At 70.9% G+C, this 25,995-nt stretch carries 25 protein-coding genes; 14 read left to right on the top strand and 11 right to left on the bottom strand.

Translation table 11 applies throughout. The features are described from left to right. The first annotated feature begins 54 nt into the window (after positions 1-54). The 12 genes from rimM to dprA all read left to right on the top strand — a co-directional run bounded on the left by rimM (position 55) and on the right by dprA (position 10,425). Positions 55-576: a ribosome maturation factor RimM gene (gene rimM / locus BCR15_RS02355; RefSeq protein ID WP_068750057.1), complete on the top strand. Its 522-nt coding sequence runs from the start codon at positions 55-57 to the stop codon at positions 574-576. Continuing rightward, positions 573-1,295 carry a tRNA (guanosine(37)-N1)-methyltransferase TrmD gene (gene trmD / locus BCR15_RS02350; protein WP_068750055.1) on the top strand — a complete coding sequence of 241 codons (723 nt, stop codon included), beginning with the start codon at positions 573-575 and terminating at the stop codon, positions 1,293-1,295. Before rimM ends, trmD begins: the two co-directional genes overlap by 4 nt. Before the next feature lie 138 nt (positions 1,296-1,433). Continuing rightward, the gene (locus BCR15_RS02345; protein ID WP_068750103.1) at positions 1,434-2,084 is read left to right on the top strand and encodes a succinate dehydrogenase cytochrome b subunit; all 651 of its coding nucleotides are present in this window, start codon (positions 1,434-1,436) and stop codon (positions 2,082-2,084) included. Then, positions 2,084-4,099 (top strand): fumarate reductase/succinate dehydrogenase flavoprotein subunit, encoded by a 2,016-nt coding sequence (locus BCR15_RS02340; protein ID WP_068750053.1) that lies wholly within the window; start codon positions 2,084-2,086, stop codon positions 4,097-4,099. The genes BCR15_RS02345 and BCR15_RS02340 overlap by 1 nt, the downstream gene beginning before the upstream one ends. Next, on the top strand, positions 4,096-4,854 hold the full coding sequence (locus BCR15_RS02335; protein WP_068750051.1) for a succinate dehydrogenase/fumarate reductase iron-sulfur subunit: 759 nt from the start codon (positions 4,096-4,098) through the stop codon (positions 4,852-4,854). The genes BCR15_RS02340 and BCR15_RS02335 overlap by 4 nt, the downstream gene beginning before the upstream one ends. 274 nt (positions 4,855-5,128) lie before the next feature. Continuing rightward, a complete protein-coding gene (rplS, locus tag BCR15_RS02330) occupies positions 5,129-5,479 on the top strand; it encodes a 50S ribosomal protein L19 (RefSeq protein ID WP_068750049.1) in 351 nt (116 codons plus the stop codon). Between the two features lie 206 nt (positions 5,480-5,685). Beyond that, complete coding sequence (lepB, locus tag BCR15_RS02325) at positions 5,686-6,384, top strand: signal peptidase I (RefSeq protein ID WP_078919672.1); 699 nt, start codon at positions 5,686-5,688, stop codon at positions 6,382-6,384. Beyond that, positions 6,384-7,016, top strand: coding sequence for a ribonuclease HII (locus tag BCR15_RS02320; RefSeq protein ID WP_068750047.1), 633 nt, complete (start codon positions 6,384-6,386; stop codon positions 7,014-7,016). Before lepB ends, BCR15_RS02320 begins: the two co-directional genes overlap by 1 nt. Further along, positions 7,013-7,324: a DUF2469 domain-containing protein gene (locus tag BCR15_RS02315; protein ID WP_068750045.1), complete on the top strand. Its 312-nt coding sequence runs from the start codon at positions 7,013-7,015 to the stop codon at positions 7,322-7,324. Before BCR15_RS02320 ends, BCR15_RS02315 begins: the two co-directional genes overlap by 4 nt. 73 nt (positions 7,325-7,397) lie before the next feature. Then, a complete protein-coding gene (locus BCR15_RS02310) occupies positions 7,398-7,769 on the top strand; it encodes a YraN family protein (protein ID WP_068750043.1) in 372 nt (123 codons plus the stop codon). Continuing rightward, complete coding sequence (locus BCR15_RS02305; RefSeq protein WP_068750041.1) at positions 7,763-9,298, top strand: YifB family Mg chelatase-like AAA ATPase; 1,536 nt, start codon at positions 7,763-7,765, stop codon at positions 9,296-9,298. The genes BCR15_RS02310 and BCR15_RS02305 overlap by 7 nt, the downstream gene beginning before the upstream one ends. Continuing rightward, positions 9,295-10,425, top strand: a complete 1,131-nt coding sequence (gene dprA, locus BCR15_RS02300; protein WP_141680002.1) for a DNA-processing protein DprA — start codon at positions 9,295-9,297, stop codon at positions 10,423-10,425. The genes BCR15_RS02305 and dprA overlap by 4 nt, the downstream gene beginning before the upstream one ends. Here dprA and BCR15_RS02295 read toward each other — a convergent pair. The 6 genes from BCR15_RS02295 to BCR15_RS02270 form a co-directional block, all read right to left on the bottom strand. Beyond that, complete coding sequence (locus tag BCR15_RS02295) at positions 10,413-11,855, bottom strand: prenyltransferase/squalene oxidase repeat-containing protein (protein ID WP_068750038.1); 1,443 nt, start codon at positions 11,853-11,855, stop codon at positions 10,413-10,415. The two genes, dprA and BCR15_RS02295, sit on opposite strands and share 13 nt — an antisense overlap. Before the next feature lie 97 nt (positions 11,856-11,952). Beyond that, positions 11,953-12,858 (bottom strand): ECF transporter S component, encoded by a 906-nt coding sequence (locus BCR15_RS02290; protein ID WP_068750036.1) that lies wholly within the window; start codon positions 12,856-12,858, stop codon positions 11,953-11,955. Beyond that, entirely contained in the window at positions 12,845-14,407 is a 1,563-nt protein-coding gene (locus BCR15_RS02285) for an ABC transporter ATP-binding protein (protein ID WP_068750034.1), read from the bottom strand. Before BCR15_RS02285 ends, BCR15_RS02290 begins: the two co-directional genes overlap by 14 nt. Next, the gene (locus tag BCR15_RS02280; protein ID WP_068750032.1) at positions 14,404-15,513 is read right to left on the bottom strand and encodes a CbiQ family ECF transporter T component; all 1,110 of its coding nucleotides are present in this window, start codon (positions 15,511-15,513) and stop codon (positions 14,404-14,406) included. The genes BCR15_RS02285 and BCR15_RS02280 overlap by 4 nt, the downstream gene beginning before the upstream one ends. Then, entirely contained in the window at positions 15,513-16,460 is a 948-nt protein-coding gene (locus BCR15_RS02275; protein WP_068750099.1) for a hypothetical protein, read from the bottom strand. The genes BCR15_RS02280 and BCR15_RS02275 overlap by 1 nt, the downstream gene beginning before the upstream one ends. A gap of 36 nt (positions 16,461-16,496) precedes the next feature. Then, positions 16,497-17,126, bottom strand: a complete 630-nt coding sequence (locus tag BCR15_RS02270) for a hypothetical protein (protein ID WP_068750030.1) — start codon at positions 17,124-17,126, stop codon at positions 16,497-16,499. 209 nt (positions 17,127-17,335) lie between these two features. On the opposite strand from BCR15_RS02270, the gene BCR15_RS02265 reads away from it, so the two are divergent. Continuing rightward, a complete protein-coding gene (locus tag BCR15_RS02265; protein ID WP_068750028.1) occupies positions 17,336-18,001 on the top strand; it encodes an HAD family hydrolase in 666 nt (221 codons plus the stop codon). Here BCR15_RS02265 and BCR15_RS02260 read toward each other — a convergent pair. From BCR15_RS02260 to BCR15_RS02250, 3 genes are all read right to left on the bottom strand, one after another. Next, positions 17,982-21,365 carry a PPi-type phosphoenolpyruvate carboxykinase family protein gene (locus tag BCR15_RS02260; protein WP_068750026.1) on the bottom strand — a complete coding sequence of 1,128 codons (3,384 nt, stop codon included), beginning with the start codon at positions 21,363-21,365 and terminating at the stop codon, positions 17,982-17,984. The two genes, BCR15_RS02265 and BCR15_RS02260, sit on opposite strands and share 20 nt — an antisense overlap. A 104-nt stretch (positions 21,366-21,469) precedes the next feature. Next, positions 21,470-21,850, bottom strand: a complete 381-nt coding sequence (locus BCR15_RS02255) for a hypothetical protein (RefSeq protein ID WP_068750024.1) — start codon at positions 21,848-21,850, stop codon at positions 21,470-21,472. A 65-nt stretch (positions 21,851-21,915) separates the two neighbouring features. After that, positions 21,916-22,104, bottom strand: a complete 189-nt coding sequence (locus BCR15_RS02250) for a hypothetical protein (protein ID WP_061614680.1) — start codon at positions 22,102-22,104, stop codon at positions 21,916-21,918. Positions 22,105-22,257: 153 nt separating this feature from the next. Here BCR15_RS02250 and BCR15_RS02245 point away from each other — a divergent pair, with 153 nt between their 5' ends. Then, positions 22,258-23,136, top strand: a complete 879-nt coding sequence (locus BCR15_RS02245; RefSeq protein WP_068750021.1) for a fructose bisphosphate aldolase — start codon at positions 22,258-22,260, stop codon at positions 23,134-23,136. Between the two features lie 3 nt (positions 23,137-23,139). Here BCR15_RS02245 and BCR15_RS02240 read toward each other — a convergent pair whose 3' ends face one another. Further along, positions 23,140-24,885: a glycoside hydrolase family 13 protein gene (locus BCR15_RS02240; protein ID WP_068750020.1), complete on the bottom strand. Its 1,746-nt coding sequence runs from the start codon at positions 24,883-24,885 to the stop codon at positions 23,140-23,142. Positions 24,886-24,961: 76 nt separating this feature from the next. After that, on the bottom strand, positions 24,962-25,858 hold the full coding sequence (locus BCR15_RS02235) for a carbohydrate kinase family protein (RefSeq protein WP_176715170.1): 897 nt from the start codon (positions 25,856-25,858) through the stop codon (positions 24,962-24,964). Positions 25,859-25,995 lie beyond the last annotated feature (137 nt).

The following is a 25,995-nucleotide window of genomic DNA, read 5'->3' as shown; positions in this document are numbered from 1 at the left end:
CCCGGGGCGTCGCGCGTCACGGGGCGCTCCGCCCCACGAGAGGTAGGTCAAGGGATGAGCGAGCTCATCGAGGTCACCGTCGGGCGGTTGGGGCGCGCCCACGGCATCAAGGGCGACATCGCCGTCGACGTGCTCACCGACGAGCCCGGGCGCCGGTTCCACGAGGGGGCCGAGCTCTTCATCGACGGCCGACGGATTGAGGTCTCGCGGGTGCGGTGGAACCGCGGCCGGCTGGTCGTCGGGCTCGTCGGCTATCCGGACCGCACCGCCGTCGAGGCGCTCACCGGGGCGCTCCTCACCGCTCGCGTGCCGGCCGACGAGTCGCCGAGCGAGCCGGAGGAGTACTTCGACCGGCAGCTCGTGGGGCTGCTGGTCCTGGACCATGTGGGGCGTGAGGTCGGTCGGGTCGAGGACGTCCTGCACCTGCCCGCGCAGGACGTGCTGCAGATCGCGACGGCGTCGGGTGAGGAGCGGCTCGTCCCATTCGTGGCGGCTCTCGTGCCTGAGGTCGACCTCGCGGCAGGGGTGGTCAGGTTGGCCGACGTCGGGGGACTGCTGGAGGACATCGACGAATGAGGCTAGACATCGTCACGATCTTCCCCGACTACTTCGCGCCCCTCGGGCTCAGCCTCGTCGGTAAGGCCATCAACGCCGGCACCGTCGACGTCGCGGTCCACGACCTGCGGGACTGGACGCACGACCGCCACCGCACCGTCGACGACACCCCGTACGGCGGCGGCGCGGGCATGGTCATGAAGCCCGAACCGTGGGGCGAGGCGTTCGACGCGCTGGAGCAGGCGTCGCCGCTGCCCATGACCGTCGTCGTGCCCACCCCGGCCGGCCGGCCGTTCACGCAGGAGCTGGCCTACGGGCTGGCGGGTCGCCCCCGTCTCGTCTTCGCGTGCGGCCGCTACGAGGGCATCGACCAGCGGGTCATCGACCACTGCGCAGACGCCTACGAACTGGTCGAGGTGTCGCTGGGCGACTACGTCCTCAACGGCGGGGAGGTGGCGGCACTGGCCATCATCGAGGCGGTCGTCAGGCTGCTGCCGGGGGTCCTGGGCAACCCGGAATCGCTGGTGGAGGAGTCGCACTCCGCGGGGCACGACCAGTTGCTGGAGTACCCCAACTACACCAAGCCGCCCGTCTGGCGGGGCCGTGAGGTACCCGAGGTCCTCCTCAGCGGCCACCACGGCCGGGTGGCGCAGTGGCGGTCGGAACAGGCGCTGGAACGCACCCGTACCCGCCGCCCGGACCTGCTTGGCGACGATATTCGCGACGAGAAACGCACGTAAATAGCCTAGCGAAACGCGGGTTCGATAAGTCACCCCACCGCCCTCTCGCGGGTCCAGTTGGCTAGAGTGACGCCCGTGGCAACAACACTCACCCTTCATCAACGTGCGCTGCGTTCGACGGTGGTGAAGAAGGTCATCATGGCGGTGACCGGACTCATCATGATCGCGTTCCTGCTCATGCACATGTACGGCAACCTGAAGATGTTCCTGGGTCCCGAGGCCTTCGATCACTACGCTCACTGGCTCAAGGGGACCACCGAGGACGGCGGGATCCTGTACCCGATCCTCCCGGCCGGGTGGTTCATCTGGATCTTCCGGTTCGCCCTCGTCCTGTCCGTCATCCTCCACATCTGGGCCGCGGCGTCGCTGTCGGCCGGGACGCTGAAGAACCGCGGTGACAAGTACGTGACGAGCCGCAAGAAGGCGCAGACGTACTCCTCGCGCACCATGCGCTGGGGCGGCATCATCATCGCGGCCTTCCTGATCTTCCACCTCATCCAGTTCACGATCGTGCCCGGTTCGGTCAGCGGCGGGGACGCGGACGAGCCGCACACGCTGGTGCTGGCCGCGTTCAGCCTCTGGTGGATGGTGCTCCTCTACGCCGTCTGCATGGTGCTCATCTGCATGCACATCCGGCACGGATTCTGGAGCGCCTTCGTCACCCTCGGCGGCAACACGAGCGGCCGCTCGGCCCGCATCCTCAACGTGCTGGCCATCATCGTGGCGGTCGTCCTGTTCGTCGGCTTCATGATCATGCCGCTGGCCGTTCTGTTCGGAGTTGGTATCTGATGACTGCACCCACCACGACCCCCGCGGCCGTCAACGACTACTGGGTCGACGGCCAGGACATCGCCGACACCAAGGCCCCCCAGGGTGTGCCGATCGACAAGGTGTGGCAGACCCGACAGTTCCAGGCCCGCCTGGTCAACCCGGCGAACCGCCGCAAGCTCAGCATCATCGTCGTCGGCACCGGCCTGGCCGGTGGCGCCGCGGCCGCGACGCTGGGTGAGGCCGGCTACAACGTCCTCAACTTCTGCTACCAGGACAGCCCGCGCCGGGCCCACTCCATCGCGGCCCAGGGCGGCATCAACGCGGCGAAGAACTACCGCAACGACAACGACTCCACGCACCGCCTGTTCTACGACACGGTGAAGGGCGGCGACTACCGCGCCCGGGAGACCAACGTCTACCGGCTCGCCGAGGTGTCGGCCAACATCATCGACCAGTGCGTCGCGCAGGGCGTCCCCTTCGCCCGCGAGTACGGCGGCCTGCTCGACACCCGGTCCTTCGGCGGCGTGCAGGTGCAGCGCACCTTCTACGCGCGCGGCCAGACGGGTCAGCAGCTGCTGATCGGCGTCTACCAGCAGCTCGAGCGTCAGATCGCGGCCGGAACGGTCAAGATGTACGCCCGCCACGAGATGGTGGAGCTGATCCTGGTCGACGGGCGTGCCCGCGGCATCGTGACCCGCAACATGGTCAACGGCAAGGTCGAGACCTGGACCGCGGACGCCGTCGTGCTCGCCACCGGCGGCTACGGCAACGTCTTCTTCCTGTCCACCAACGCCATGGGCTGCAACGTGACCGCCACCTGGCGGGCGCACCGCAAGGGTGCCTACTTCGGCAACCCCTGCTACACGCAGATCCACCCGACCTGCATCCCGGTGCACGGCGACACGCAGTCGAAGCTCACGCTGATGTCCGAGTCGCTCCGCAACGACGGCCGCATCTGGGTCCCGAAGCGGGCCGAGGACTGCGCGAAGGATCCGCGGCAGATCGCCGAGGAGGACCGCGACTACTACCTGGAGCGGATTTATCCGTCCTTCGGCAACCTGGTCCCGCGCGACATCGCGTCGCGGCAGGCGAAGAACATGTGCGACGAGGGCCGCGGCGTCGGCCCGGCCGTCACGGAGCGCGACGAGCACGGTGTCGAGCGTCAGGTCCGCCGCGGCGTGTACCTCGACTTCTCGGACGCCATCAAGCGTCTCGGCCAGAAGGCCGTCGAAGCCAAGTACGGCAACCTCTTCGACATGTACCAGCAGATCACCGGTGAGAACCCGTACGAGGTGCCGATGCGCATCTACCCGGCGGTGCACTACACCATGGGTGGCCTGTGGGTGGACTACGACCTGCAGTCGTCGATCACCGGCCTGTACGTGACCGGCGAGGCCAACTTCTCCGATCACGGCGCGAACCGCCTCGGCGCCTCCGCGCTGATGCAGGGCCTGGCGGACGGCTACTTCGTCCTGCCGAACACGATCAACGACTACCTCGCGGACGCACCGTTCGACAAGGTCGGTCAGGACCACCCCGCGGTCGTCGAGGCCCGGGAGTCGGCACAGGCCCGCATCGACAAGCTGCTGAGCATCCAGGGCACCCGCTCGGTGGACTCGTTCCACAAGGAACTCGGCAACATCATGTGGGAGTACTGCGGCATGTACCGCACCGATGAGGGTCTGAAGAAGGCCATCGGTCTCATCCGTGCGCTCAAGCAGGAGTTCTGGTCCAACGTCCGGGTCACCGGCGTGAACGAGGACTTCAACCAGGCGCTGGAGCGGGCCGGCCGCGTCGCGGACTTCTTCGAGCTGGGCGAGCTCATGTGCATCGACGCCCTGCACCGCCGCGAGTCCTGTGGCGGTCACTTCCGCGGTGAGTCCCAGACCGAGGACGGCGAGGCGCTGCGTCACGACGACGAGTTCCTCTACGTGGGGGCCTGGGAGTGGGGCGGCGAGGGCGGCAAGCCCGTGCTGCACCGAGAGCCGCTGAACTACAAGGCAATCGAACTGAAGCAACGGAGTTACAAGTGAAGCTCAAGCTACGTATCTGGCGTCAGGCCGGCCCGGAGGTTGCCGGCCGGATGGTCGAGTACGACCTGGACGGCGTGTCCGAGGACATGTCCTTCCTGGAGATGCTTGACCTTCTCAACGAGAATCTCACCAACCGCAACGAGGAGCCGGTGGCGTTCGACCACGACTGCCGCGAGGGCATCTGCGGCATGTGTGGCGTGGTCATCAACGGTGTCGCCCATGGCGCGCCGGAGGGTGTGCGCACCACGACGTGCCAGCTCCACATGCGCTCCTTCGCCGACGGCGCGACCGTCGACATCGAGCCCTGGCGTGCGGGTGCGTTCCCGGTGATCAAGGACCTCGCGGTGGATCGCACGTCGTTCGACCGGATCATCCAGGCGGGTGGCTTCATCTCCTCGAACACGGGCTCGGCGCCGGACGCGCACGCGACCCCCGCCCCCAAGCGGGAGGCCGACGAAGCGTTCGACAACGCCACGTGCATCGGCTGCGGCGCCTGCGTCGCGGCGTGCCCGAACAGCTCCGCGATGCTGTTCACGGCGGCGAAGATCACGCACCTGGCGATGCTGCCGCAGGGCCAGCCCGAGCGCTACCGCCGCGTGAAGTCGATGGTGGCGCAGCACGACGAAGAGGGCTTCGGCAACTGCACCAACATCGGCGAGTGCGCGGCGGTGTGCCCCAAGGGCATCCCGCTCGAGTCGATCTCGAAGCTGAACCGCGATCTCATCGCGGCGATGTTCAAGGCCGACGGGAAGTGAGTTCGCTCCGGCAGTAGTCGGAGAGAACTCAGATTGAGTACAGGACGAGCCGCCAGGCGAGTCCGCATCGAAATCTGACGGGTGGGCTCTCGGGGACTGTTCCCGGGAGCCCACTCCGCATTTCATGCGCGGGCCGGTGTCTGCCATAATGACAAGTCGTTGCCCGCAACCGGGCAGCCCTGATCCACGCAGCTCCTGCCATGGGGGGAACGCCTGCGCCGGACCCAGGTAGGAACTACCCGCGGTGACCTGTGGCACTGACGGAAGGCTGATCATGACCAACAAACTGATCCTCGAGATCGACAAGGCCGCTCTCCGCGACGACCTGCCCGACTTCCGCCCCGGCGACTCGGTCAAGGTGCACGTGAAGGTCGTCGAAGGTACCCGCTCGCGCGTCCAGGTGTTCGCCGGCGTCGTCATCTCCCGCACCGCCGGTGGCGTGCAGGAGGCCTTCACGGTCCGCAAGGTGAGCTTCGGTGTCGGCGTCGAGCGCACGTTCCCGCTGCACAGCCCGATCATCGAGAAGATCGAGGTCGAGCGCCGCGGTGACGTCCGTCGCGCCAAGCTGTACTACCTGCGCGGGCTGCGCGGTAAGGCCGCCAAGATCAAGGAGAAGCGCGACTGAGCGCACGCTCCGCGTCGTGGGACCGCCGGTGACATCGTCACCGGCGGTCCGCTGCGTTCGGGGCCGGGGCTCGGGCGGTATGCTGGGGCAGCGTTGCCGCCCCGCCGAAGGACTGAACATTCGTGGAACCGACCACTGATCGCCCCGATGACGTGCGGCCGCCTGAGCCCGGGCGTCCGAGTGTCGGGCGTCGGCTTCTCTCCTGGGTGACCGAGGGTGTGCTCATCCTCGTGGGCGCCGTCGTCATCGCCACCCTCCTGCGCAGCTTCGTCGGGCAGATGTTCGTGATCCCCTCGGGGTCGATGGAGAACACGCTGCAGGTCAACGACCGGGTGCTGGTGGCCAAGTTCGGCGGCTTCCAGCGTGGTGACGTCGTCGTGTTCGAGGATCCGGGCGACTGGTTGGGGGCGACGGAGCCGACGACCAATCCGGTCAAGATCGCCCTCGAGTTCGTCGGTGTGCTCCCCAACTCGGGGACCGAACACCTCATCAAGCGCGTGATCGGGATGCCAGGGGACCGGGTGCGCACCACCGACGACGGGCGGATCGAGGTCAACGGCGCCGTCCTCGACGAGACGCCGTATCTCTACAGCGAGAACGGCGTGCAGGTCGCCGCCGTCAGCGTCCCCTTCGAGATCATCGTGCCGGCTGACCGGATCTTCGTGATGGGCGACCATCGCAACGCGTCGGCGGACTCGCGGTGTCGCCTGGCTGACGTGTCGCGCAACCCCGGGGCGAGCGCCTTCGTGCCCGTCGACAACGTGGTGGGCGCTGCCGTGGCCATCGTGGCACCGCTGGACCGGCTCGCGACGTTCTCGCTGCCGGAGACCTTCACGGCGGTACCGGCGGCCACGGGCGAGCCGCCCGCCGAGCCCGAGCTGATCCACGTGGAGCCCGGCTGCTGATGATCCGGCTGGGACGCGGGCCGTACGGCTATGAGCGCGCGCTGGTCCGGGCGGGGCTGGGGCCGGTGGCCGGCGCCGACGAGGCGGGCCGTGGGGCGTGCGCGGGGCCGCTGGTGGCCGCCGCGGTGATCCTTGACCCGGGGCGGCCCATCGAGGGGTTGGACGACTCCAAGGTGTTGAGCGCGGAGGCGCGCGAACGGCTGCACGGTCAGATCATGTCGCGGGCGGTCGCCGTGGCCGTGGCGGTCGTGGAGGCGGGTGAGTGCGACGCCCTGGGCATGCACCAGGCGGATCTGCAGGGGCTGCGCCGCGCGGTCGGCCGGCTGGATGTGGCCCCCAACTTCGTCCTCACCGACGGATTCGCCGTCGACGGGCTCGGGGTGCCGGGGCTGGCGATGTGGAAGGGCGACAAGGTGGCGGCCTGTGTGAGCGCCGCGTCGATCGTCGCGAAGGTCACCCGGGACCGCATCATGGTGGCGCACGACGCCACCTACCCGGAGTACGGCTTCGCCGTCCACAAGGGGTACTGCACCTCCGTCCATCAGGCCGCGCTGGACCTGCACGGCCCGTCCGACATCCACCGCTGGTGCTTCGACAACGTGGTGCGAGCGGCTAGAGTGAGAAGACCATGAGCGCCGAAGACCTTGAACAGTATGAGAGCCGGCTCGAGCTCGACCTGTATCGCGAATACAAGGACGTGGTCGGCATCTTCACCTACGCGGTGGAGACCGAGCGGCGCTTCTACCTCTGCAATGCGGTGGATCTCAAGGTGCGCACCGAGGGCGGTGACGTCTACTACGAGGTGTCCATGGGCGATGCCTGGGTCTGGGACATGTACCGCCCGGCACGGTTCGTGAAGTCGGCCAAGGTCCTGACCTTCCGCGACGTGTCCATCGAGGAGATCGCCCACTCCGAGCTCCAGGTGCCCGACAACAAGTGACACCCACCGTTTCCTGTGGATAACGGGAAACGGACGCCACGTCCGCCGATCACGGGTCCGGAGGTGGTCGACGATGGAAAGACCGACGCAGGCGCTGGGGCGCCGTGGTGAGGAACGGGCAGCCGAGTTTCTCGAGGAGCGCGGCTGGCGAGTGATCGCCAGGAACTGGCGCTGCCGCGAGGGCGAGATCGACATCGTGGCGGTGGAGCCCGATGGCCGGACGCTCGTCGTGGTCGAGGTCAAGAGCCGCTCGGGCACCGGCTACGGGGCTCCGCTGGAGACCATCACCTACGCCAAGGCGTGCCGGCTCCGGCGGCTGGGCACCCTGTTCGTGCGCGAGCGACGGCTGCGGCCCCCGCGGATCAGGGTGGACGCCGTCGGGGTGCTGTGGCCGCGGGACGGGGAGTGCGAACTGAGCTACGCCCGGGGGATCGACGAATGGTGAGGCCACGGGTCTGGTCGGTGGCGCTGTCGGGGATCGACGGCTTCCCGGTGGAGGTGGAGGCCGCCACCGGCGGCGGCCTGCCGAGGGTGCAGCTCGTGGGCCTGCCGGACGCGGCCCTCAGTGAGGCGAAGGCACGGGTCCGGGCGGCCGTGCTGGCAACGGGGCTCGAGTGGCCGCCGGGCCTGGTGACGATCAACCTGTCGCCCGCGAGCCTCCCGAAGGGCGGCACTCACTACGACGTGGCGGTCGCCGTCGCGGCCCTCATCGCCCAGCGGGAGGTCGAACTGGTGTCCTCGGTTCGGACCGTGCTCATCGGGGAGCTGAGCCTGGACGGGCGCATCCGCAAGGTGCGCGGCGTCCTGCCGGCCATGCTGGCGGCCGCGAAAGCGGGATTCGAGCGCGCCATCGTTCCCGCCGGGCAGCAGGACGAGGCCGCCCTCGTTCCCGGGGTCACGGTGTGGGGCGCGGGTCGCCTCGCGGAGGTGATCGACCTGCTGACGGGGAAGCCGGTGACGAACCCCACCGAGGCGGCCGACGCCTCGTCCCCGCCCTTCGACGGGCCGGACGGTTTCGCCCCCGACCTGTCCGAGGTCATCGGCCACGAGGACGGGAAGTTCGCCCTGGAGGTGGCCGCCGCCGGCCGCCACCACCTGTTCCTGCACGGCGCGCCCGGCGTGGGCAAGACCATGCTGGCGGCCCGGCTGCCGTCGATCCTGCCGGATCTCGACGAGGAGGAGGCCGTGGAGGTCTCCGCGGTGCACTCGCTGGCCGGGCGGCAGCTCACCGGCCTGATCGTGCGGCCCCCCTACGCGGACCCGCACCACTCCGTCACCCCGGTGGCGCTGGTGGGCGGCGGCACCGGCGAGCTTCGGCCGGGGGCCATCTCGTTGGCTCACCGAGGGGTGCTGTTCCTGGACGAGTGCCCGGACTTCGGCACCAAGCTCGATGCCCTGCGCACGCCCCTGGAGAAGGGCACGATCACGGTGAGCCGCGCCCGGCACTCCGCCACGTTCCCCGCTCGGTTCCAGCTCGTCCTGGCCGCGAACCCGTGCCCCTGCGGCCGCCATGGACTGGCGGGCATGGACTGCACGTGCGACCCCCTGAAGGTTCGCCGCTACCAGGAGAGGTTGAGCGGACCCATCCTGGACCGCATCGACATCAAGCATCAGATGTCGTCGGTCAACCGGGTGCTCATGGAGGTGGGCTCGGAGGCCGCGGAACCGAGCTCCGCGGTGCTGCAGCGCGTCGTGGCGGCGCGCGACCGGCAGCGGCGGCGCCTTGCCGGCACCCCGTGGACCACCAACGGAGAAGTGGCGGGGTCGTACCTGCGTCAGCAGTTGCCACTGCCGTCGGACCTCGGGGTCCTCAACACAGCGCTGCAACGGGGCACACTCAGCGCCCGCGGCGTCGACAAGGTCCTGAGGCTCGCCTGGACACTCGCGGATCTGTCGGGGCGGGACCGGGTCGGCGAGCGGGAGGTCAGGGCCGCATTGCAGCTCAGGCAGGGCGACATGAGGGGGGCAGCGTGAGTGTGGGGGAGCGCCGCGCCCGGATGGGGCTGTGCGGGTTGGGGGCCATGGGCTCGCCGGCGGTGGCCGAAGCCGTGGCGGCGGTCGGAGCCGAAGCGGTCTGGGAGGGGCTGCGCGCGGAGATGGCATCGTCGGCGATGGGCCGTCGGGCGGCGGCGGTGGACCCGGACGTGATCGCGCGCGCAACGGCGGCATGCGGGAGCCGGTTCCTCATCCCGGGCGACTCAGAGTGGCCCGCCGAGGTCGACCTCCTGGCCGGGGTGTCGGTGGGGGGCCAGGCCGGCCCTCCGATGGGCCTCTGGGTGCGGGGCACTGAGCTGTCCGCCTTGACCGGCGGCGTGGCGGTGGTGGGGGCGCGCGCCTGCACTACGTACGGGGAGCAGGTGGCGGCGACGCTGGCGGCCGACGTGGCCGCGGCGGGGCGTCCGGTCGTCTCGGGCCTGGCGTTCGGCATCGACGCCGCCGCCCACCGGGGAGCCCTCGGGTCACGCGGTCTGACGCTCGGCGTCGTGGCCAGCGGCCTCGATCAGCCGTATCCCTCGGCGAACGCGCGGCTGGCGGACGCGGTGATCGGGCAGGGCGCGCTGGTCTCGGAGATGCCGCCCGGGTATCGGCCCACCCGGTACGCCTTCCTCGCCCGGAACCGGCTGATCGCCGCGCTGTCGGCCGGTGTCGTGGTCGTCGAGGCGTCCGCGCGGTCGGGCGCCAAGAACACCGCTTCCTGGGCGTCGGCCTTGGGCCGTCCCGTCATGGCGGTACCCGGTCCGGTGACCTCTTCCCTGACGGCGACGCCCCACCGGTTGATCCGGGAGGGCGAGGCGGTGCTGGTCGGGTCGGCCGACGACGTCCTGAGCCTGCTCGCGCCCCTGGGAACGCGAGAGGAGCCCGACGGGCGCGGCGAATCGCGCCCGATCGATGCACTCCCCTCGGGCCCGCGGGAGCTGCGCGAGTCCATCCGTGCCCGGGAGTCGGTGTCGGTGGCGGAACTGGCCGCCCGCACGGGGCAGAGCATGGTCGATGTATTGGCGAACCTGGCCGAGCTGATCGAACGGGGCTGGGTCCAGGAGGAACCCGACGGCACGGTCCGGCTGCCGGGCAGGCCGACGGCCCAGGGTCAGGAGAAGTAGACGAGGTTGTTGAACACCCAGTCCTGGTCCCACGTGTAGCGGGCCGGCTGCCCGGCGGACGCGGTGTTGACGATCACGCGCGCCCAGATGTAGGAGCGGCAGCCGCCCCACCCCGTCACGGCGGAGTCGCATTCCACGCGCCACTTTCGGCCGTCGGCCGCGGTCCAGCTGAACGCCGCTTTCACCTGGCCCTTGCCTCCGAGTGGGTTGGTGACCCAGAGCGAGCGTGGAGAGGGGAGGTAGCTGAGATTGTTGAACACCCACCCGGTCTGGACGACGAAGCGCCCGTCCTGCTCCGTGACCTTGGTCGCCCAGATGTCGGTGAAGCAGCGGGTGGTCTGCGAGTACGGCTCGCAGCGGGTCCGCCACTGCCGGCCGTTGACGGTGTGCACGCCCTCGCGCGAGTAGACGCTGAACCCGAGCATGGAGTGGAAGCTCACCGGCGCGAAGGCGAGCAGGCCCTGCGTGGTCGCGCGAACCCACCGCGGGCGCGTCGTGGTGGAGACGAGGCCACGGGCGCGGTCGGCGGCGTTGTAGGCGACGGCGCCGGTGTCGGCTCCGCCGGTCAGCTGCATGGTGGCCATCCAGCTGCGGACCTTGGCGACCGAGGACGGGGCCACGTCGGCCAGGGCGGCGGCCGCCAGCCCGGACGTGTTGGCGTTCTCCGGCCGCGTCCCGTCCGGCATCGTTGCCGCATACGAGCCGTTGCTGTGCTGGGCGGCCACCAGGTAGGCGGTCGCACGGTCCAGGGGGGCCTTCGCCCCGGGTACCCCGTCGGCCAGGGCGCCACGCAGCGCCATGACGAGCATGGCCGTGCCATCCGGGTCGGAGGTCGTGCACGAGGTCTGGGTGAAGTACATCGGGAACCCGCCGTCGCTGCACTGACGGCTCGCGAGGAACGAGACCGTCGCCGCCGGGACGGTGCCGGTGCGCGCCAGCGCGAGCATGACGTATGCCTGGCCGAACGCGTTGACGTTGGTGGGCTTGCCCGGCTCGCCGGCCCACCCGGCCGCGGCGCCCAGCGATAAGGACTCCGACGTGAGCGCGAGCGGGTTGACGCCTGCGTAGGAGGTCGTGCTGCGGCCCGCGAGGTGCAGCGCCACGACGGCCTTGGCGATCGTGCCGGTGTCGCGCCCGCCCGTGGAGTAGATGACGCGCTCCCGGAACACGGTGGCGGCGCCGTCGAGCCACCGGTTGAGGGTGGTCGTCGGTGCCCCGGCGGCGGCGCCGGCGAGCACGGCGTCGAGGGTCAGTCCGACGTCCCCATAGCCGGCCGATGACTCGAGCATGCCGGCAGAGTTCGTCTGCGCTGTCAGCCACGAGATGGCGGCCGTGGCCTTGGCCAGGTCGGAGTCGTCGGCGCGCGCGGGCAGCGCCGGCAGGAGGGTGAGGGCGAGGACGAACGCCATGATGGTGGAGCGGAGTCGCACGGTGGATCCTTTCGCGTCGGTCCGCCGGACTGGCGGAGATCCCGTGGAGGGTATGGATCCCGGTCCGACTCCCCGCGGGGCGGGTTACGGTTGCGCGTCAGTCCCGGGCTTGCACCGGGTTCGAAGATCCGTGCGGCGAGCCTATCAGGTGGGACCCTCTCCGGCCCTGGTCGCCAGTGGCGACCCGGCCTATCCCGGAGGCTCGGCGGAGCACCGCGAGGACCGGGCGGCCGAGGACGACCAGCGCGAGGCTCGTGGTGAGCGCGCGGCCGGTGTCCCATCCCCCGGTCGACGTCAGCAGCGTGAACCAGCCGAACCGCGTGAGGTTCTCGGCCACCGGGGCCCCGGGAAGGTAATCGAGACTGCCGGCGGCGCTCTCCATGCCAGTGGCGATGAAGGGCCAGAACCAGAGGTTCATCAGCGCGCCGTACGCGTAGGCGGACGCGATGCCCATGGCGACGAGCATGGCGAGCTCCGCCCGCCCCGACACCCGTCGCGGCAGCAGGCCCGCGGTGAGGCCGACCCAGGCGGCGCACAGCATCTGGAACGGGAGCCATGGCCCGACGCCGGCCGTGAGGAGGGCGGAAGCGAACATCGAGGTGAATCCCAGCAGGTACCCGAATCCGGGGCCGAAGGCCCGGCCGGCGAGGATCAGGAGGAAGAACACGGACTCGATCCCCGCGGTCCCTGCGCCCAGGGCCGGCCGCAGGGCCGCGTTCACCGCCGACAGCACCCCCAGGACGGCGAGGGAGCGGGCGTCCAGCCCGCCCTCCGTCACCTGCGCGATGACGAGCACGACCACCAGCGGCAGGAGCGCGGCGAACACGAATGGGGCGTCGGCCGTGTGCTGGGGGGTGACCCCGATCGCGGGGAACAGGAGCGGCCAGCCGAGCGCGAACAGCCCCAGCGCCGTCGATGCCACGATCACCGCCCACGTGCGCCACCCCAGCCGAACGCCCACCACGGGCGCCGGGATGTCGAGGAACGGATCAGCGCGCGACATCGAGGTACTCCCGGACGGTCAACACCGGCGTGGGGTTCGTGAGCTTGGCCACCTGGGTGGCAAGGAGTGCCGAGCCGGCCAGGACGTCGCGCGTCGGGCCGTCGGAGACGACCTCCCCCTCCGCCATCACCACGACCCGGTCGCAGGCGTCGGCCACCAGCTCGACGTCGTGCGTGGCCAGCAGGATCGAGCGGCCCTCGGCCGCCATCGCCGCGATGATGTCGCGGAGCTCCGCCTTCGCCGAATAGTCCAGCCCCCGGGTCGGCTCATCCAACAGGACCACGTCGGGGTCCCCCGCGAGCTCCACCGCGAGGACGACGGCCAGCTTCTGCCCCTCGGAGAGGTCCCGCGGGTGGGCGGCCGGCTCGATGCGCGGCACGAGGCGGCGCAGCAACGACAGGGTCGTGCCGGGGGCAAGGCCGGCGGTGGCGTCCCCGGCGGCGCACTCGGCGGCGATGGTGGCGAGGTACAGCAGGTCGGCCGGGGTCTGGGGGACCAGCGCGATCCGGGCGCCGTCGGCCGGCCGCACCGTCCCGCCGTCGCGCCGGCCCGCCCCGTGCAGCGCCCACAGGAGGCTCGACTTGCCGCACCCGTTGCGGCCCATGAGCGCCGTGACCCCACCGGACCGCAGGACCAGGTCCACCCCCGCGACCGCCAGCTTCTGGGGATAGCGCACGACGACATCCTGGGCGGTGAGCACCGGCCGACCACCGGGGGCGGGGGCGGGCAGCGGGGGCGGGGACTCGAGCCAGGCGCGGCGCTGTTCCGCCGCCGCCCGGCGTGCCTCGCGGATCGTCAGCGGCAGCGGGTGCCAGCCGAGCCGCACCCCGAGGTCGACGATCGGGGGGCGGACCGGTGAGGCGGCCAGCACCTCGCGGGTGGGGCCGATCCGCACCTCCTCGCCCACCAGCAGGACGGAGTCGGCGAACTCGATCACCCGCTCCATCCGGTGCTCCGCGATGACGACGGTGGTGCCGAGGTCGCGCACCAGCCGGCTGACGGTGGCGAGGACCTCTTCGGCAGCGATGGGGTCGAGGGCGGAGGTGGGCTCGTCCAGCACCAGCACCCGCGGGGAGACAGCGAGCACGCTGCCGATCGCGACCCGCTGCTGCTGTCCCCCGGAGAGCGTGCGGAGCGCGCGGTCACGCAGGTCGGCGATGCCCAACAGGTCGAGGGTCTCCTCGACCCGGCGCCGCATCTCGGCCGCGCCGTAGCCGAGCTGCTCCATCGAGTACGCGAGCTCCTCCTCGACGGTGTCGGTGACGAACCCGGCCAGCGGGTCCTGTCCCACGTAGCCGACAGTCGTCGCGAGTTCGCGGGGCTGCAGCAGGGTCGTGTCGCGGCCGTCGATGTGGATGCTGCCGGTGCGGATGCCGCCGGTGAACCGTGGCACAAGGTTGTTGATGCAGCCGAGGAGGGTGGACTTCCCACTGCCGGTCGGTCCGACGACGAGGCACAGCTCGCCCTCAGGGATCTCGAACGTGGCGTCGCGGAGGCGGACGGCGTCGCTGGAGGCGTAGCGGACGGTCACGCCGTCGAACCGGATCATGGGGCGACCTTCGGCATGGAGGGTGGGGGCGTGAGAGTGGCGGGGAGGACCGCGGCCGCGAGCGCGAGCAGCAGGGGGCCGGTGAGGCTGGGCCATGCGAAGGGGCTGATCGCCGGGAAGACGACCGTCGGCTCGGCGACGGCCGTCACGAGCAGCACCGCGGTCGCCCCGCAGAGCACGGTGAGGGTCTCCGGCCACCGCCAGCGGATGGGGCGGTATTGGGTGCGCCGCACGCTGCGGCCGGCGACCCGCAGCGCCGCAACCCCGCAGCCGAGCCCCGCGGCGGCGAGGGCGACCGAGACGATGGGCACCCCCGCGAGCCTGACGTCCGGGGATCCGGCCAGGAAGCGGAAGGCCCACACGGTCAGCAGGCCGATGGCGCCGAGCCCCAGCGCGAGCGTCCGCCGTCGCCCCCCGGATCCCGAGCGGCCGTACCCGCGGACATCCATCGATGCGGCCAGCGCGAGGGAGCGCTCGAGCGCGTCCGAGAGGACCGGCACGATGATCGTCTCCACGGCCCTGAGGCGGTCCCGCCGCGAGCGCGCCGCAGATCCACGGCGGAGTCGACGCGCGCGGACGACGCGCTGCAGTGATTCGCCGAGCTGAGGGAGGGCGCTGACCGCCACCACCATGATGGTGCCGAGCTCGTACAGGGCCGCGGGCAGGCTGGCCAGCAGCTTCTTGGGGTTCGCCAACGAGTTGGCGGCGCCGATGCACACGACGATGGTCGCGAGCCGGAGCCCGTCGTACAGGCCCGCCAGGACGGCTTCGAGCGACACCGGGCCGAGGAGCCGGATGCCGCGCACCCAGGACGGGAGCGGCATCTCGGGCAGGGTCAGGAGGACGGTGGGGCCGTCGCCCCCGCCGAAGAGGATCCGGAACCCGACCCGCAGCACGACGATGAACACCGCCAGCCACAGGTAGAGCGCGAACGAATTCGCCCACGGGTTGCTTCCCCGGCGCGACATCGCGACCACGATCGCGGCGCCGATCAGCCCCGCCAGCAGGAGTGGGTTGGTCGTCGACGAAGCGGCGACCGCCAACCCGATGGCGTAGCCCCACCAGGCGAACGGATGCAGCGGGCGGGGCAGGGCGGAGCGCAGCATCACAAACCGCGACGCCGCCACCAGGCGATGCCGCCCCCGACGCCGAGGGCAGCCACCGCGCCGACACCGACGAGGGTGCCCGCCGGGATGCCCGGAGGGGTGGCCTCCACGGGGGGCGCCGGCGCCCGGCTCGCGACCAGCGTGCTCGCGGAGGGTGCCGCAGCCGACGATGCCGGCGGCTGGGGGGTTGTCGATGCGGGGGAGGCCTTGGGCGCCGGCGTCGAGGGCGCCACCGAGGGTGCGGCAGATGAGAGGGCAGGAGGGGTGGAGACGACCGGCGGCGCCGAGGATTCGGCGGTCGCCCGGGGCGAGGGGGTGCGCGTGGCGCGGGTCGTCGCCGCGGTCGCGGGCGCGGACGACGACGCGGGTCGGCTCGAGGAGGCGGGCGCGGCCGTGGCCGTCGGCGGCGCGCTGGTGCGGGTGGGCGTCGGCGAAATCGTCGGCTCCACCGCATGGCTCGGCAGCACCCGAGGCCGCGGGGCGGTGGACTGGCTCGTGTTGAGGGCGAACGACCATCCCTCGTACCCGCCCACGATGACCTCGCGGGCCGACGCGCCGTAGTTCGAGAACGTCCAGGACCCGCCGTTCGGGGCGTACCAGTACGACCAGAACGCGGTGGCCGGCGGAGTCTCGACGCAGCTCTCCCGGTACCCCTCCTCGCCTTCGACCGCGAGGCCCTCGTCCGCGGCCGGCCGGCCTCCGATGCGGCAGACGAAGGTCGGGCCGTCCGTGACGGTGCCCTGCGGGGCGAAGCCCGCGTCGTGCAGGACCTGCAGCCCGCTCGTGCCGGGCTCTACGTCTTCGACGCAGCGCACGACCGTGCCGCCACCCAGTGCCTGATAGTCCACCGCCACTGTCACTCCGGTGCTGGTCGCACACGCACCGTCGGTGACGCGCGCCTCCGCCGATGGCGCCCCGAGCCATCCGCCCACGAGGGCGATGGACATGGCGGCCACCAGACGGAGGAATCGCTCCCGCATCGCTCAGTTGCCGGTGCTGGGCAGCCCGGGGGACGCCGGCGCCGCCTCGCCGCCGGTCGGCGCTGCCCCGCCGTCGGTCGAGCCGCCATCGGTCGAGCCGTCATCGTCGCGGTCAGGGGTGTCCGGGTCGGTGGTGCCGTCGCCGGCGGCCGGGGTCTCGGGCTCCGGCGACAGGTCGACGCCCTCGACGGGGTCCACCGTCGGAGCCTCCGCGTCGAGGTTCCAGTCGGGGAGCAGACGCCAGCCGATGACGCTGCCCGCGCTGGGCTCGAGGTCAGCGATGCCGACCATGGAGAAGGCCCAGTCGCCGAAGGCGCCGTCCTCGCCCGCCTCCTTGGTCCACAGGCTCCACCACTCGGGGTCCTCGGCGGTGCGGCCGAGCAGCTCGGTGACCCAGCTCGGCTCGCTCTCCAGCAGTCCGGCGCTCACCATGGCCTCGCCACCCGTGGCGAACTCGGTGGCGCAGGCTCCCGTCACCGTCTCGTCGTACTCGACGTGAACCCAGACGTTGCCCGCGGCGACACATTCGGCGGCGGTGCCGTCGGCGTGTGCGCTGGGGGCGACCGCGATGACGCCCAGGGCGACGAGCGCTGCGGTGGACAGCGCGAGGCGGCGCTGGAGGGTGGAAGACATGTGGACCTCTATCCGTTGGTCCGTCGGCCAAGGGTCTCCGCTGGTCGCGACGGAAGTGAACATCCTCTGCGGCGGCGAGAGGTCCGACTCCCCACGAGGGATCACGGTTGCGCGACAGTTCCGGGATCTCACCGGATTCAACTCACCGACGGCGACACCATACCCCACCGCTACGCTGTGGGCATCCCCGGACCGAAGGAGTGAAGCCCATGCCGCCCCAGGCCGTCGTCTTCGACATGGACGGGACGCTGACCGACACCGAGGCGACGTGGGACGTCGTCCGGCGCGGCCTCGCCGCGGACGCGGGACTTCCGTGGCCCGACGGCGCCACCCAGGCCATGATGGGCATGAGCACGGGGGAGTGGAGCGCGTACCTCGTCGACGTGGTCGGCCTCCCGATCACCGCGCCCGAGGCGGCGCGGGCCACCGTCGAGGCCATGGCCGCGCACTACCGCGGCGGCATCGACCTGCTGCCGGGCGCGGTGGCGGCGGTCCGGCGCATGGCCGAGCGCTACCCGGTCGCCATCGCCAGCTCCTCGCCGCGCCTGCTGATCGATACCGCCGTCGAGGTGATGGGCCTGGCTGATGTGCTCTCCGCCACCGTCTCCACCGAGGAGGTGGAGCGCGGGAAGCCGTCCCCGGACGGCTACCTGCGCGCGTGCGAGCTGCTCGGGGCCGACCCCCGCCAGTGCGTCGCCGTCGAGGACGCCCCCAACGGACTGCTGTCGGCGCTGGCCGCGGGCATGGCGGTCGTCGCGGTTCCGCCGCACTTCCACCCACCGGCGGCGGACCTCCTGGCCCGCACGACCGTCATCGAGACCCTCGACGAGCTCACACACGAGCTCGTCGCCGGCCTCACCCCAGCTGCCAGCTGACCTGCCGCCCGAGGGTGCCGACCAGGCGGTCGTGCGACCCGCCGGCCGCCGAGTCCGCCAACTGCGCCTCCATCGCGGCGATCCGGCCGGGGATGCCCAGCCGCTGAGCCGCCACCGCGTTGGTTGGCTCGTCGACGAACTTGCGCATGGCCGCCAGCGCCCGCCGCTGGTGCGCCAGCTCTGATTCGTGCAGCGCTGCCACCCGCGCGCGGTACCAGTCGGAGGCCAGCACCTCATCCCGGTCGAACATGCGGCGGAAGGTCTCGTCGCGCAGCGTGAGTCCGTTCCAGGTGCCCGTCGCCATGATCTCCAGCAACGCCCTGATCGGCGGCACGGCGAGCTCCGCGGTGCCGTCGTCCAGGTACGCCCTGGCGACGCGCTGGTGCGTGGTGACGATGGTGTCGACGGAGGCCACGTAGGCCTCGATGTCCTGCAGCTCCGGCTGCAGCATGTTCTCCGAGAACACCACGTGGGGGTGCATGAAGATGCGGCCGAAGTACTTGGTCTGGAACTTGGCCGTCATACGGTAGCCGAGGCGGCTGGCCTCGACCAGCCGTCCCTCGTGCTCGACGTCGGGGACGGCCTCGAGTGAGCCTTCGGCGATGAGGGCGGCGGCGTCGCGCTCGCCGGGGCTCATGCGGGAGAACACCTCGGGCACCAGCAGCGAGATGTCATGATCGACCCGCACGTTGGGGCCGATGACGCCCGCGCTGGACAGCCATCCGTCGTAGCCCGTCAGCGCAAAGGACAGGAACGCCGCGTTGAGGTCGATGACCGACGGCAGCGCGTTGAAGGGCCCCTTCGTCATCGCGCCCTCGGAGCCGGCGCCCGTCGTCGACGGCGACTTGCCCGTCATGGACGAGATGAACTCCATGAACAGTTCCGGCAGCTCCATGTAGTGGAGCGGGGCGTACGCGCACAGCGGCGGCACACCGTCCTCGGCGGCGTTGTTGCGGCGGCCCGCGGCGACGACGTCGATGGGCAGGCGCAGCGGGGCGGACATCGGCAGCCCGCGGTGGATGCGCGACACCAGCTCGGCCAGGGCCGTCTCCTTGGGGCGGGCGATGTCCGGCCGCACCTGCAGGTAGCGCGGGTTCTTCGACCGGGCCCCGTTGATGAGACGGGGGTGGGCCGAGGAGACGAAGTACTCGTGGCTCGGCTTGTCGGCCTTCGCCACCTTGCGGACCAGCTTCTGGATCGGCTTGGAGAACCGGGAGAAGGCGATGGCGTCGTTGACCAACCCCTTCGCGTCGCTGGTGGTCAGCGGCTCGAAGTTGCTGAGGAACGCGCCGGAGGCGATGTCGTACTCTGCCTGCTTGTCGTAGCCGCGGTGGATGGCGTCGTCGGGGCGCTGGAACAGCAGCTGTTCGCAGTTGCTGACGAACTTGCGCGACAGCCCGTCGGACCGTCCGGCCTCGTCGGCCGGGACCACGATGCTGGCCGTGATGTCGTCCTCCGTCTGCACCTTGGCCGCGGGATGGTAGTCGTGCCGGAGCCCGAACAGCCGCCACGATCCGTCGGGGGCGAAGCCGACGCGCAGCATGTTGACGGTGATCTTGTCGCCGTCCAGGCGCAGGGCGTGGCCCGCACGGCCGTTGATCCGGCCCACCGAGAAGTGGGAGGCCCAGTCGCCGCCCCACTCGGGGCGGTAGAAGCGCTTGACGACGAAGACGAGTTCCTTGATGTGGTGGGGGATGGCGTCGACCCACGCGTTGTACTCGTCGGTGTAGTCCGGGCTGGGGGTGAGTAGCTTGATGACGCTGCCGACGCTGCGGGTGTCGGACAGCAGCGGGCGATGGTCGCTCGCGGCCGGGTCGCGGAAGCGGGTGGAGAAGTCGTGGTCGACGATCGCCCCGACCATCGCCATGTCCTCGACGAAGTCCGCCACGTACGCGTTGCCGAAGACGAACGCGTCGGTGATGGACTTCGAGATCTCCGACTTGCCGCCCCCCGACACGGTGGCCGGCTTGTGGCACGACGTCGCGGCCGGCGCGGTGCCGAGCAGCGTCCACTGGTCGCCGTCGGCGGCGATGTGGGCGAGTTCTACGACGTACCCGTCCGGGCTGACGTAGTAGGTGTCGGCGCGCAGCGCGATGGCGCGCGGTTCGCCGTCGGATTCCCACGTGATGGTGCTGTCCCGCAGCGAGTAGGTGGCGCCCTCGGGGACGAGCACGATGTGTGGCTGCTCCCGGTCGACGGCGTGCCCCTCGGCGCGCCGCACGAAGCGTTCGGGGTCGCGGGCGATGACGGCGTCCAGGGTGCGCTCCGGGTCGTTGCTGCCGCCGTGGGTGAAGGTCTGGCCCAGGTTGTAGCGCGGGAAGGTGATGGCGCCGCCGGCATGCTCCTCCTCGACCAGGCCGAGCAGGTTGGCCGCGTAGCTGATCTGGGCCTTGACCTCCTTCTTGCAGTAGCCGAAGTAGTTGTCGGCGATGACCGTGACGATGACGCCGCGCTCGTCGCGTGCGCACGCCTTGAAGGCCGTGCCGCCGTTGTAGCGCTCGGTCTCGTCGCGCCAGCACATGCCGTCGCGGCGCTGCCGTGGTGTGGCGTCGTCGTAGTGGGGGAGCCCCAGCTCCTTCTTCGTCAGGTGGATGAGATGGGGGGCCAGGACGACCATGCCCGTGTGGCCCGTCCAGTGCTCCGGGTCGAGCGAGGAGTCGTTCTCCGGCAGGTAGGGGTCGCCGCCGTTGCCGAAGATGCCCTCGACGAAGTCGAGGTTGGCCATGAGGGCGGCCGGCGCGAAGAAGCGGGTCTCCATCCGGCGCTCGACGGTGAAGCCGGGCACTTCGGGGACGACGATCGGGCGCAGGAGCAGCGACACCCAGCACGTCGGGCGCTCGGGGGTCTCGGAGGTGTAGGGCAGGACCATGGCCTCCGCCGGCGGCTGGAACGCGTGCTCGAGGAGGCGGCCGAACACGTCGCGCGGGACGGCGATCTTGTCGTCCTGGATCGGCAGGCCGCCCTCGGCGACGTGGAAGACGCCCTTGGTGGTGCGCCGGTCGTTGGCCGGGTTGTGCAGGATGCCGTTGACGAGGCGGTAGCTCGTCAGCAGGTCGGAGGAGAAGGTGTCGCCGTCGACGGGGAGGGACATCTGGCGGGCGAGGCCGGGCTGGTCGAGCACCAGGGTCTGGCGCGGGAGACAGGGCGTGGTGCCGGTGCCGTCGAGGTAGCTGTCGAGGAAGCCCTGGATGCGGCCGTCGACGGCGGGGAGCCGGTGCGCCAGGCGCCGGTTCAGCTCCCGCTGCCGCGCAAGGATCGGGCGCACCAGGTCCACGGCCCGGCCCGCCGCCCCCGCATCAGGCAGGGGCAGGCCGAGCAGGCCGAGGCGCAGGTTGATTGCTGCAGTGTCCGCGAAAGTCGCCATGCTCCACTATGGACAGGGGCCCCGGACCAGCGAACGGGGGGTGCCCCCGAGCGCTCTGGCAGCGCCCTTTAGGATGACGCCCCCGTGGTGAGCCCCGCGCGACGTCAGGCGGAGGCCGCCCGGTGCACGTCCTCGATGGCGTCGATCACCCGCTGGTTGAGGCCCTCCAGGTGCGCGAAGTCCTTCGGCGGCGCCCCCCGGAAGAGGGGACGCACGCAGGTGAGCACCTCGAACAGGTCGTCGCGGGTGAAGGTGGACCGGCGGGCCAGCAGCCGCAGGTCACCGCGCGAGTTGTGCAGATCGCGGAGCCTGCCCCGCCATCCGGGGTTGGACAGGGGAGCCTCATCGGATTCCATGGCCTCGATCAGGGCGGTGAGGGCTTCGATCAGGTCGCTGACCTGGGGTCGGACGGAGTCGGGGGAGAAGGGCGAGACCGTGACCTCACCGTCGTCGTCGCGCCCCAGCAGCCTGCTCAGCAGTCCCATGTGTGCCCCCTTCGTCGTCGATCAGCACACCCTAGCGCGGGGTCCCCGGGTGCGTCGGGCGGGGATCAGTCGAACCGGCTCTCGCTCTCCTCGTTCGGCAGTCGGCCGAGCGAGTCCGGCGGCAGCTCATCCGCGATGGGATGGTGTGCGTGTGCCCCCGAGCCGGGGTCCAGCACGGTGTGGCCGGGGACGGTGTCGGGTTCCAGTACGTCCTCGCTGGGATGAACCTCAGGGTCGTACGCGTCGTCGCTCATCGGGACTCCTCAGACGTCGGTGGGATCGACGTTACCGCCGTCGGCCCTCCGGTGGGTCCGTTTCGCTTGACGTCGCGGGGCCCGGTGGGACACTGGAGATGAGCGGGCGACGGAGCCCGGACGCCCGCCGGCTCGGACGCGAGGAGGCGGACCATGAACGAGCAGCAGCTCCGGAAGATGCGCGAGGCACAGGGGTTCATCGCGGCACTGGACCAGAGCGGCGGCAGTACCCCCAGGACCCTGCAGCGCTACGGCGTGGAGTCCTGGGCCGACGACGCCGACATGTTCGACCAGGTGCATCGCATGCGGTCGCGGATCATGCAGAGCCCGAGTTTCGGCGGCGACCGGATCCTCGGCACGATCCTGTTCGTCGACACGATGGACCGCGAGGTCGCCGGCCTGCCCACGCCGAGGTATCTCTGGGACGTCAAGCAGGTGGTGCCGATCCTCAAAGTGGACAAGGGCCTCGCCGAGGAGCGCGACGGCAGCCAGCTGATGAAGCCCATCCCGGGCCTCGACGAGCTGCTCGCCAGGGCCAGGGACATGGGGGTCTTCGGGACGAAGATGCGCTCGCTCGTGTCCCTGCCGGGCGCGGCGGTGCGGGAGGTCGTGGAGCAACAGTTCGACGTCGGCCGCCAGATCTTCGCGGCCGGGCTGGTGCCCATCCTGGAGCCAGAGGTCGACATCAAGAGCCCGGGCAAGGCGGAGGCCGAGCGGCAGGTTCATGACGCCCTGATCGAGGGGCTCGACCGGCTCCCGGACAGCGAGACCGTCATGCTGAAGCTGACCCTCCCCGACCAGGACGACCTGTACGCCGACCTTGTCGCGCACCCGCGCGTGCTACGCGTGTTCGCGCTGTCGGGCGGCTACACCCGCGCCGAGGCGACGGCCAGGCTGGCCCGGCAGCACGGCGTGGCCGCGAGCTTCGCCCGCGCGCTGATGGAGGGGCTGCTGATCACCCAGAGCGACGCCGAGTTCGACGAGGCGCTGGACCGCTCGATCGCGGAGGTCTACGCGGCCTCCGTCACCTGACCGTCAGCCGGCGTCGGTCAGGTGGACCCGGGACTCCCACGGTGCCAGCCGAACCTCGGGCCCGGATCCGCGCTCGGCGTCGGGGTGCGTGGTGAGCAGTAGGTCGCCGTCGAGGAGCGCGCCGTCGGGACCCAGATCCACGACGGCCTCCTCGTCGGAGAGGTTGGCCACCACGAGGAGCCTCGCCCCGTCGGCCGCGCGCACGTAGGCGAACACCTGCTCGTCGTCGGGCAGCAGCAGGCGGTAGTCGCCGTGCACGACGACGTCGAGGCCGTGGCGGAGCTCGATGAGGCGCCGGTAATGGTGGAACACCGAACCGGGGTCGCGGCGGGCGGCCTCGGCGTTGATGGTGTCGTGGTTGGGGTTGACGGCCAGCCACGGGGTGCCCGTGGTGAAGCCGGCCTGCGGGGAGGCATCCCACTGGACGGGAGTGCGGGCGTTGTCGCGGGACTTGACGGCCAGCGACCGAACGACCATCTCCTCGGGGATGCCGCGCTCGAGTGCCTCGGCGGCCCAGTTGACGGACTCGATGTCGCGGTACTGCCCGACCTGGGTGAAGTGGGCGTTGGTCATGCCCACCTCCTCGCCCTGGTAGACGTACGGCGTGCCGCGCATCAGGTGCAGGACGGTGGCCAATGACTTGGCCGACTCGACGCGGTGCCGGCCCTCGCTGCCCCACCGCGACACGATCCGCGGCTGGTCGTGGTTGTTCCAGTACAGGGAGTTCCAGCCGGCCTCCGCCAGGCCCTCCTGCCACGCGGACAGGTTGGCCTTGAGATCAGTCAGACGCAGCGGCGCCAGGTCCCACTTCGAGCCGCCGGGTGCGATGTCGAGGTTGACGTGCTCGAACGTGAAGACCATGTCGACCTCGCGGCGGGCCGGGTCGGTGTACAGACGCGCGTCCGTCACCGTCGCGCCGGGCGCCTCCGCGACGGTCAGGAGCCTCCGCCCGGCCAGAACCCGCTCGTGCATCTCGTGCAGGAACTCGTGGATGCGCGGTCCGTTGACCGTGTGGGGCGACGGGTCGCCGAGCGCGCTGCCGCCGGAGACCGGGACGTCGGGGAGGCTGCCATCGGCCGCCACGTCCTTCGAGATCATGTTGATGACGTCCATCCGGAAGCCGTCGACGCCACGCTCGATCCAGCGCTCCATCATGGCGTGCACCGCCGCGCGGACCTCCGGGTTCTCCCAGTTGAGGTCGGGTTGGGCGGGGGAGAAGAGGTGCAGGTAGTACTGCCCGGTGGCCTCGTCGAATGTCCAGGCGGGACCGGAGAACGACGCCTCCCAGTTCGACGGCTCCGCGCCCGGGGTGCCTGGCTCGTGGCCGGGGCGGGGGTCGCGCCACCAGTACCAGTCGCGTTTCGGGTTGTCGCGGCTGGAGCGGGACTCACGGAACCAGGGATGCTCGTCGCTGGTGTGGTTGACCACGAGGTCCATGACCAGCTTCATCCCCCGCGCGTGGAGGCCCTCGATGAGTTCGTGCAGATCCGCCAGGGAGCCGAACATGGGGTCGACGTCCTCGTAGTCGCTGATGTCGTAGCCGTTGTCCGCCTGAGGCGAGGGGTAGATGGGCGACAGCCACACCACGTCGACACCGAGTTCGCCCAGGTGGTCGAGGCGCTCGATGATGCCACGCAGGTCGCCGATACCGTCGCCGTCGCTGTCCTGGAACGAGCGCGGGTAGATCTGGTAGACCACGGCGGATTTCCACCAGTCGGGGTCGCGGGGGACGGTGCTGGGTCCGGGCATGGCACTTCCTTCCACTCGAAAGGAAAGTCTAGGCGGCAGTTCTCTCCCGTGTGCGGCGACTGCGAACCGAACGGGTTCAGGCGTTCGCGACGTGCCGGGAGGCGGCCGCGGTCGCGGCGGCGACAGCACGCAGCAGGGCGTCGTGGCGGTCGAGCCCATCGCGCACGGCGTCGCGGAACTCGAGCCCGACGGTGGCCCCGAACACGTCGCCCGCTCCGACGGGGCTGGTCTCATGTGCCACCGGCCGGGTGGGGACTCGCGTCGCGTCCCCGCGGAAGCAGACCGTGGCGCCCAGCTCGCCCTCCGTGACGATGAAGCCGGTCTCGTGAGCGCCGGGGGCCGCGGACCAGCGCGTGGCCTTGGCGATGGCGTCCTGCAGGTCCTCGTCGGAGAAGACCACGATGTCGAAACATGCCCAGGTCAGGGCCTCGGAGTCGGTGATGTCGCGTCGCTCGACGCGGCGGTAGGCCGTTCCGTTCGTCTGACCGCTGACCCTCATCAGCCCCTGCGCGAGCAGGACCTTCACCGCGGTAGTCGCCGCGGCGGCGGAGGCAATCGTCCGGATGTCGGCGACCCGGTCGAGGTCCGGAGTCAACGGGCAGAAGTACACCAGCTCCGCATCGGCGGGGATGTCCGCACCACTGAGGGCATAGGGCTCGCAGGTGGCCGGCCGCCAGTACTGCACCCGCGCGTGGGCGCTTCCGCTGTCGTGGGGGTGGACGGGTTCGACGATGTTGCGGTACGACAGGGACCGGGCGCATGTGGGGCCCCGGTCGAGCGAGAACTCGGTGATCAGAGGGAGCAGGTCTTCGCCGTAGGCGCCCGACACCACAGGGGTGATCCCGTACTCCAGCCGAAGGTGTCGGGCGATGAACAGCGCGGGCGATCCCCACGACGGGGCGAGGTCGCGCCCGTCCACCTCGTTGTCGTCGAGACACAGGTCGCCGATGACCAGGACGGAGCGTTCGCTCACGTCCGCAGAAGCTCTCCCGATGGGATCGTCACCCGTCGAGGTCGAGTGTGTGTCCATCGGCCCTCCTGTCTCGCGCCCGGGGCCATTCTCGCACTCTGGGTCTCGTGGCGAGGGTAGCGACCCCCGGTCCGCGGCGT

Origin of the sequence: Tessaracoccus lapidicaptus (assembly GCF_001693815.1) — a bacterium.
In the GTDB taxonomy this organism is placed as follows: domain Bacteria; phylum Actinomycetota; class Actinomycetes; order Propionibacteriales; family Propionibacteriaceae; genus Arachnia; species Arachnia lapidicapta.
This window is presented reverse-complemented; position numbering and strand designations above follow the sequence as displayed.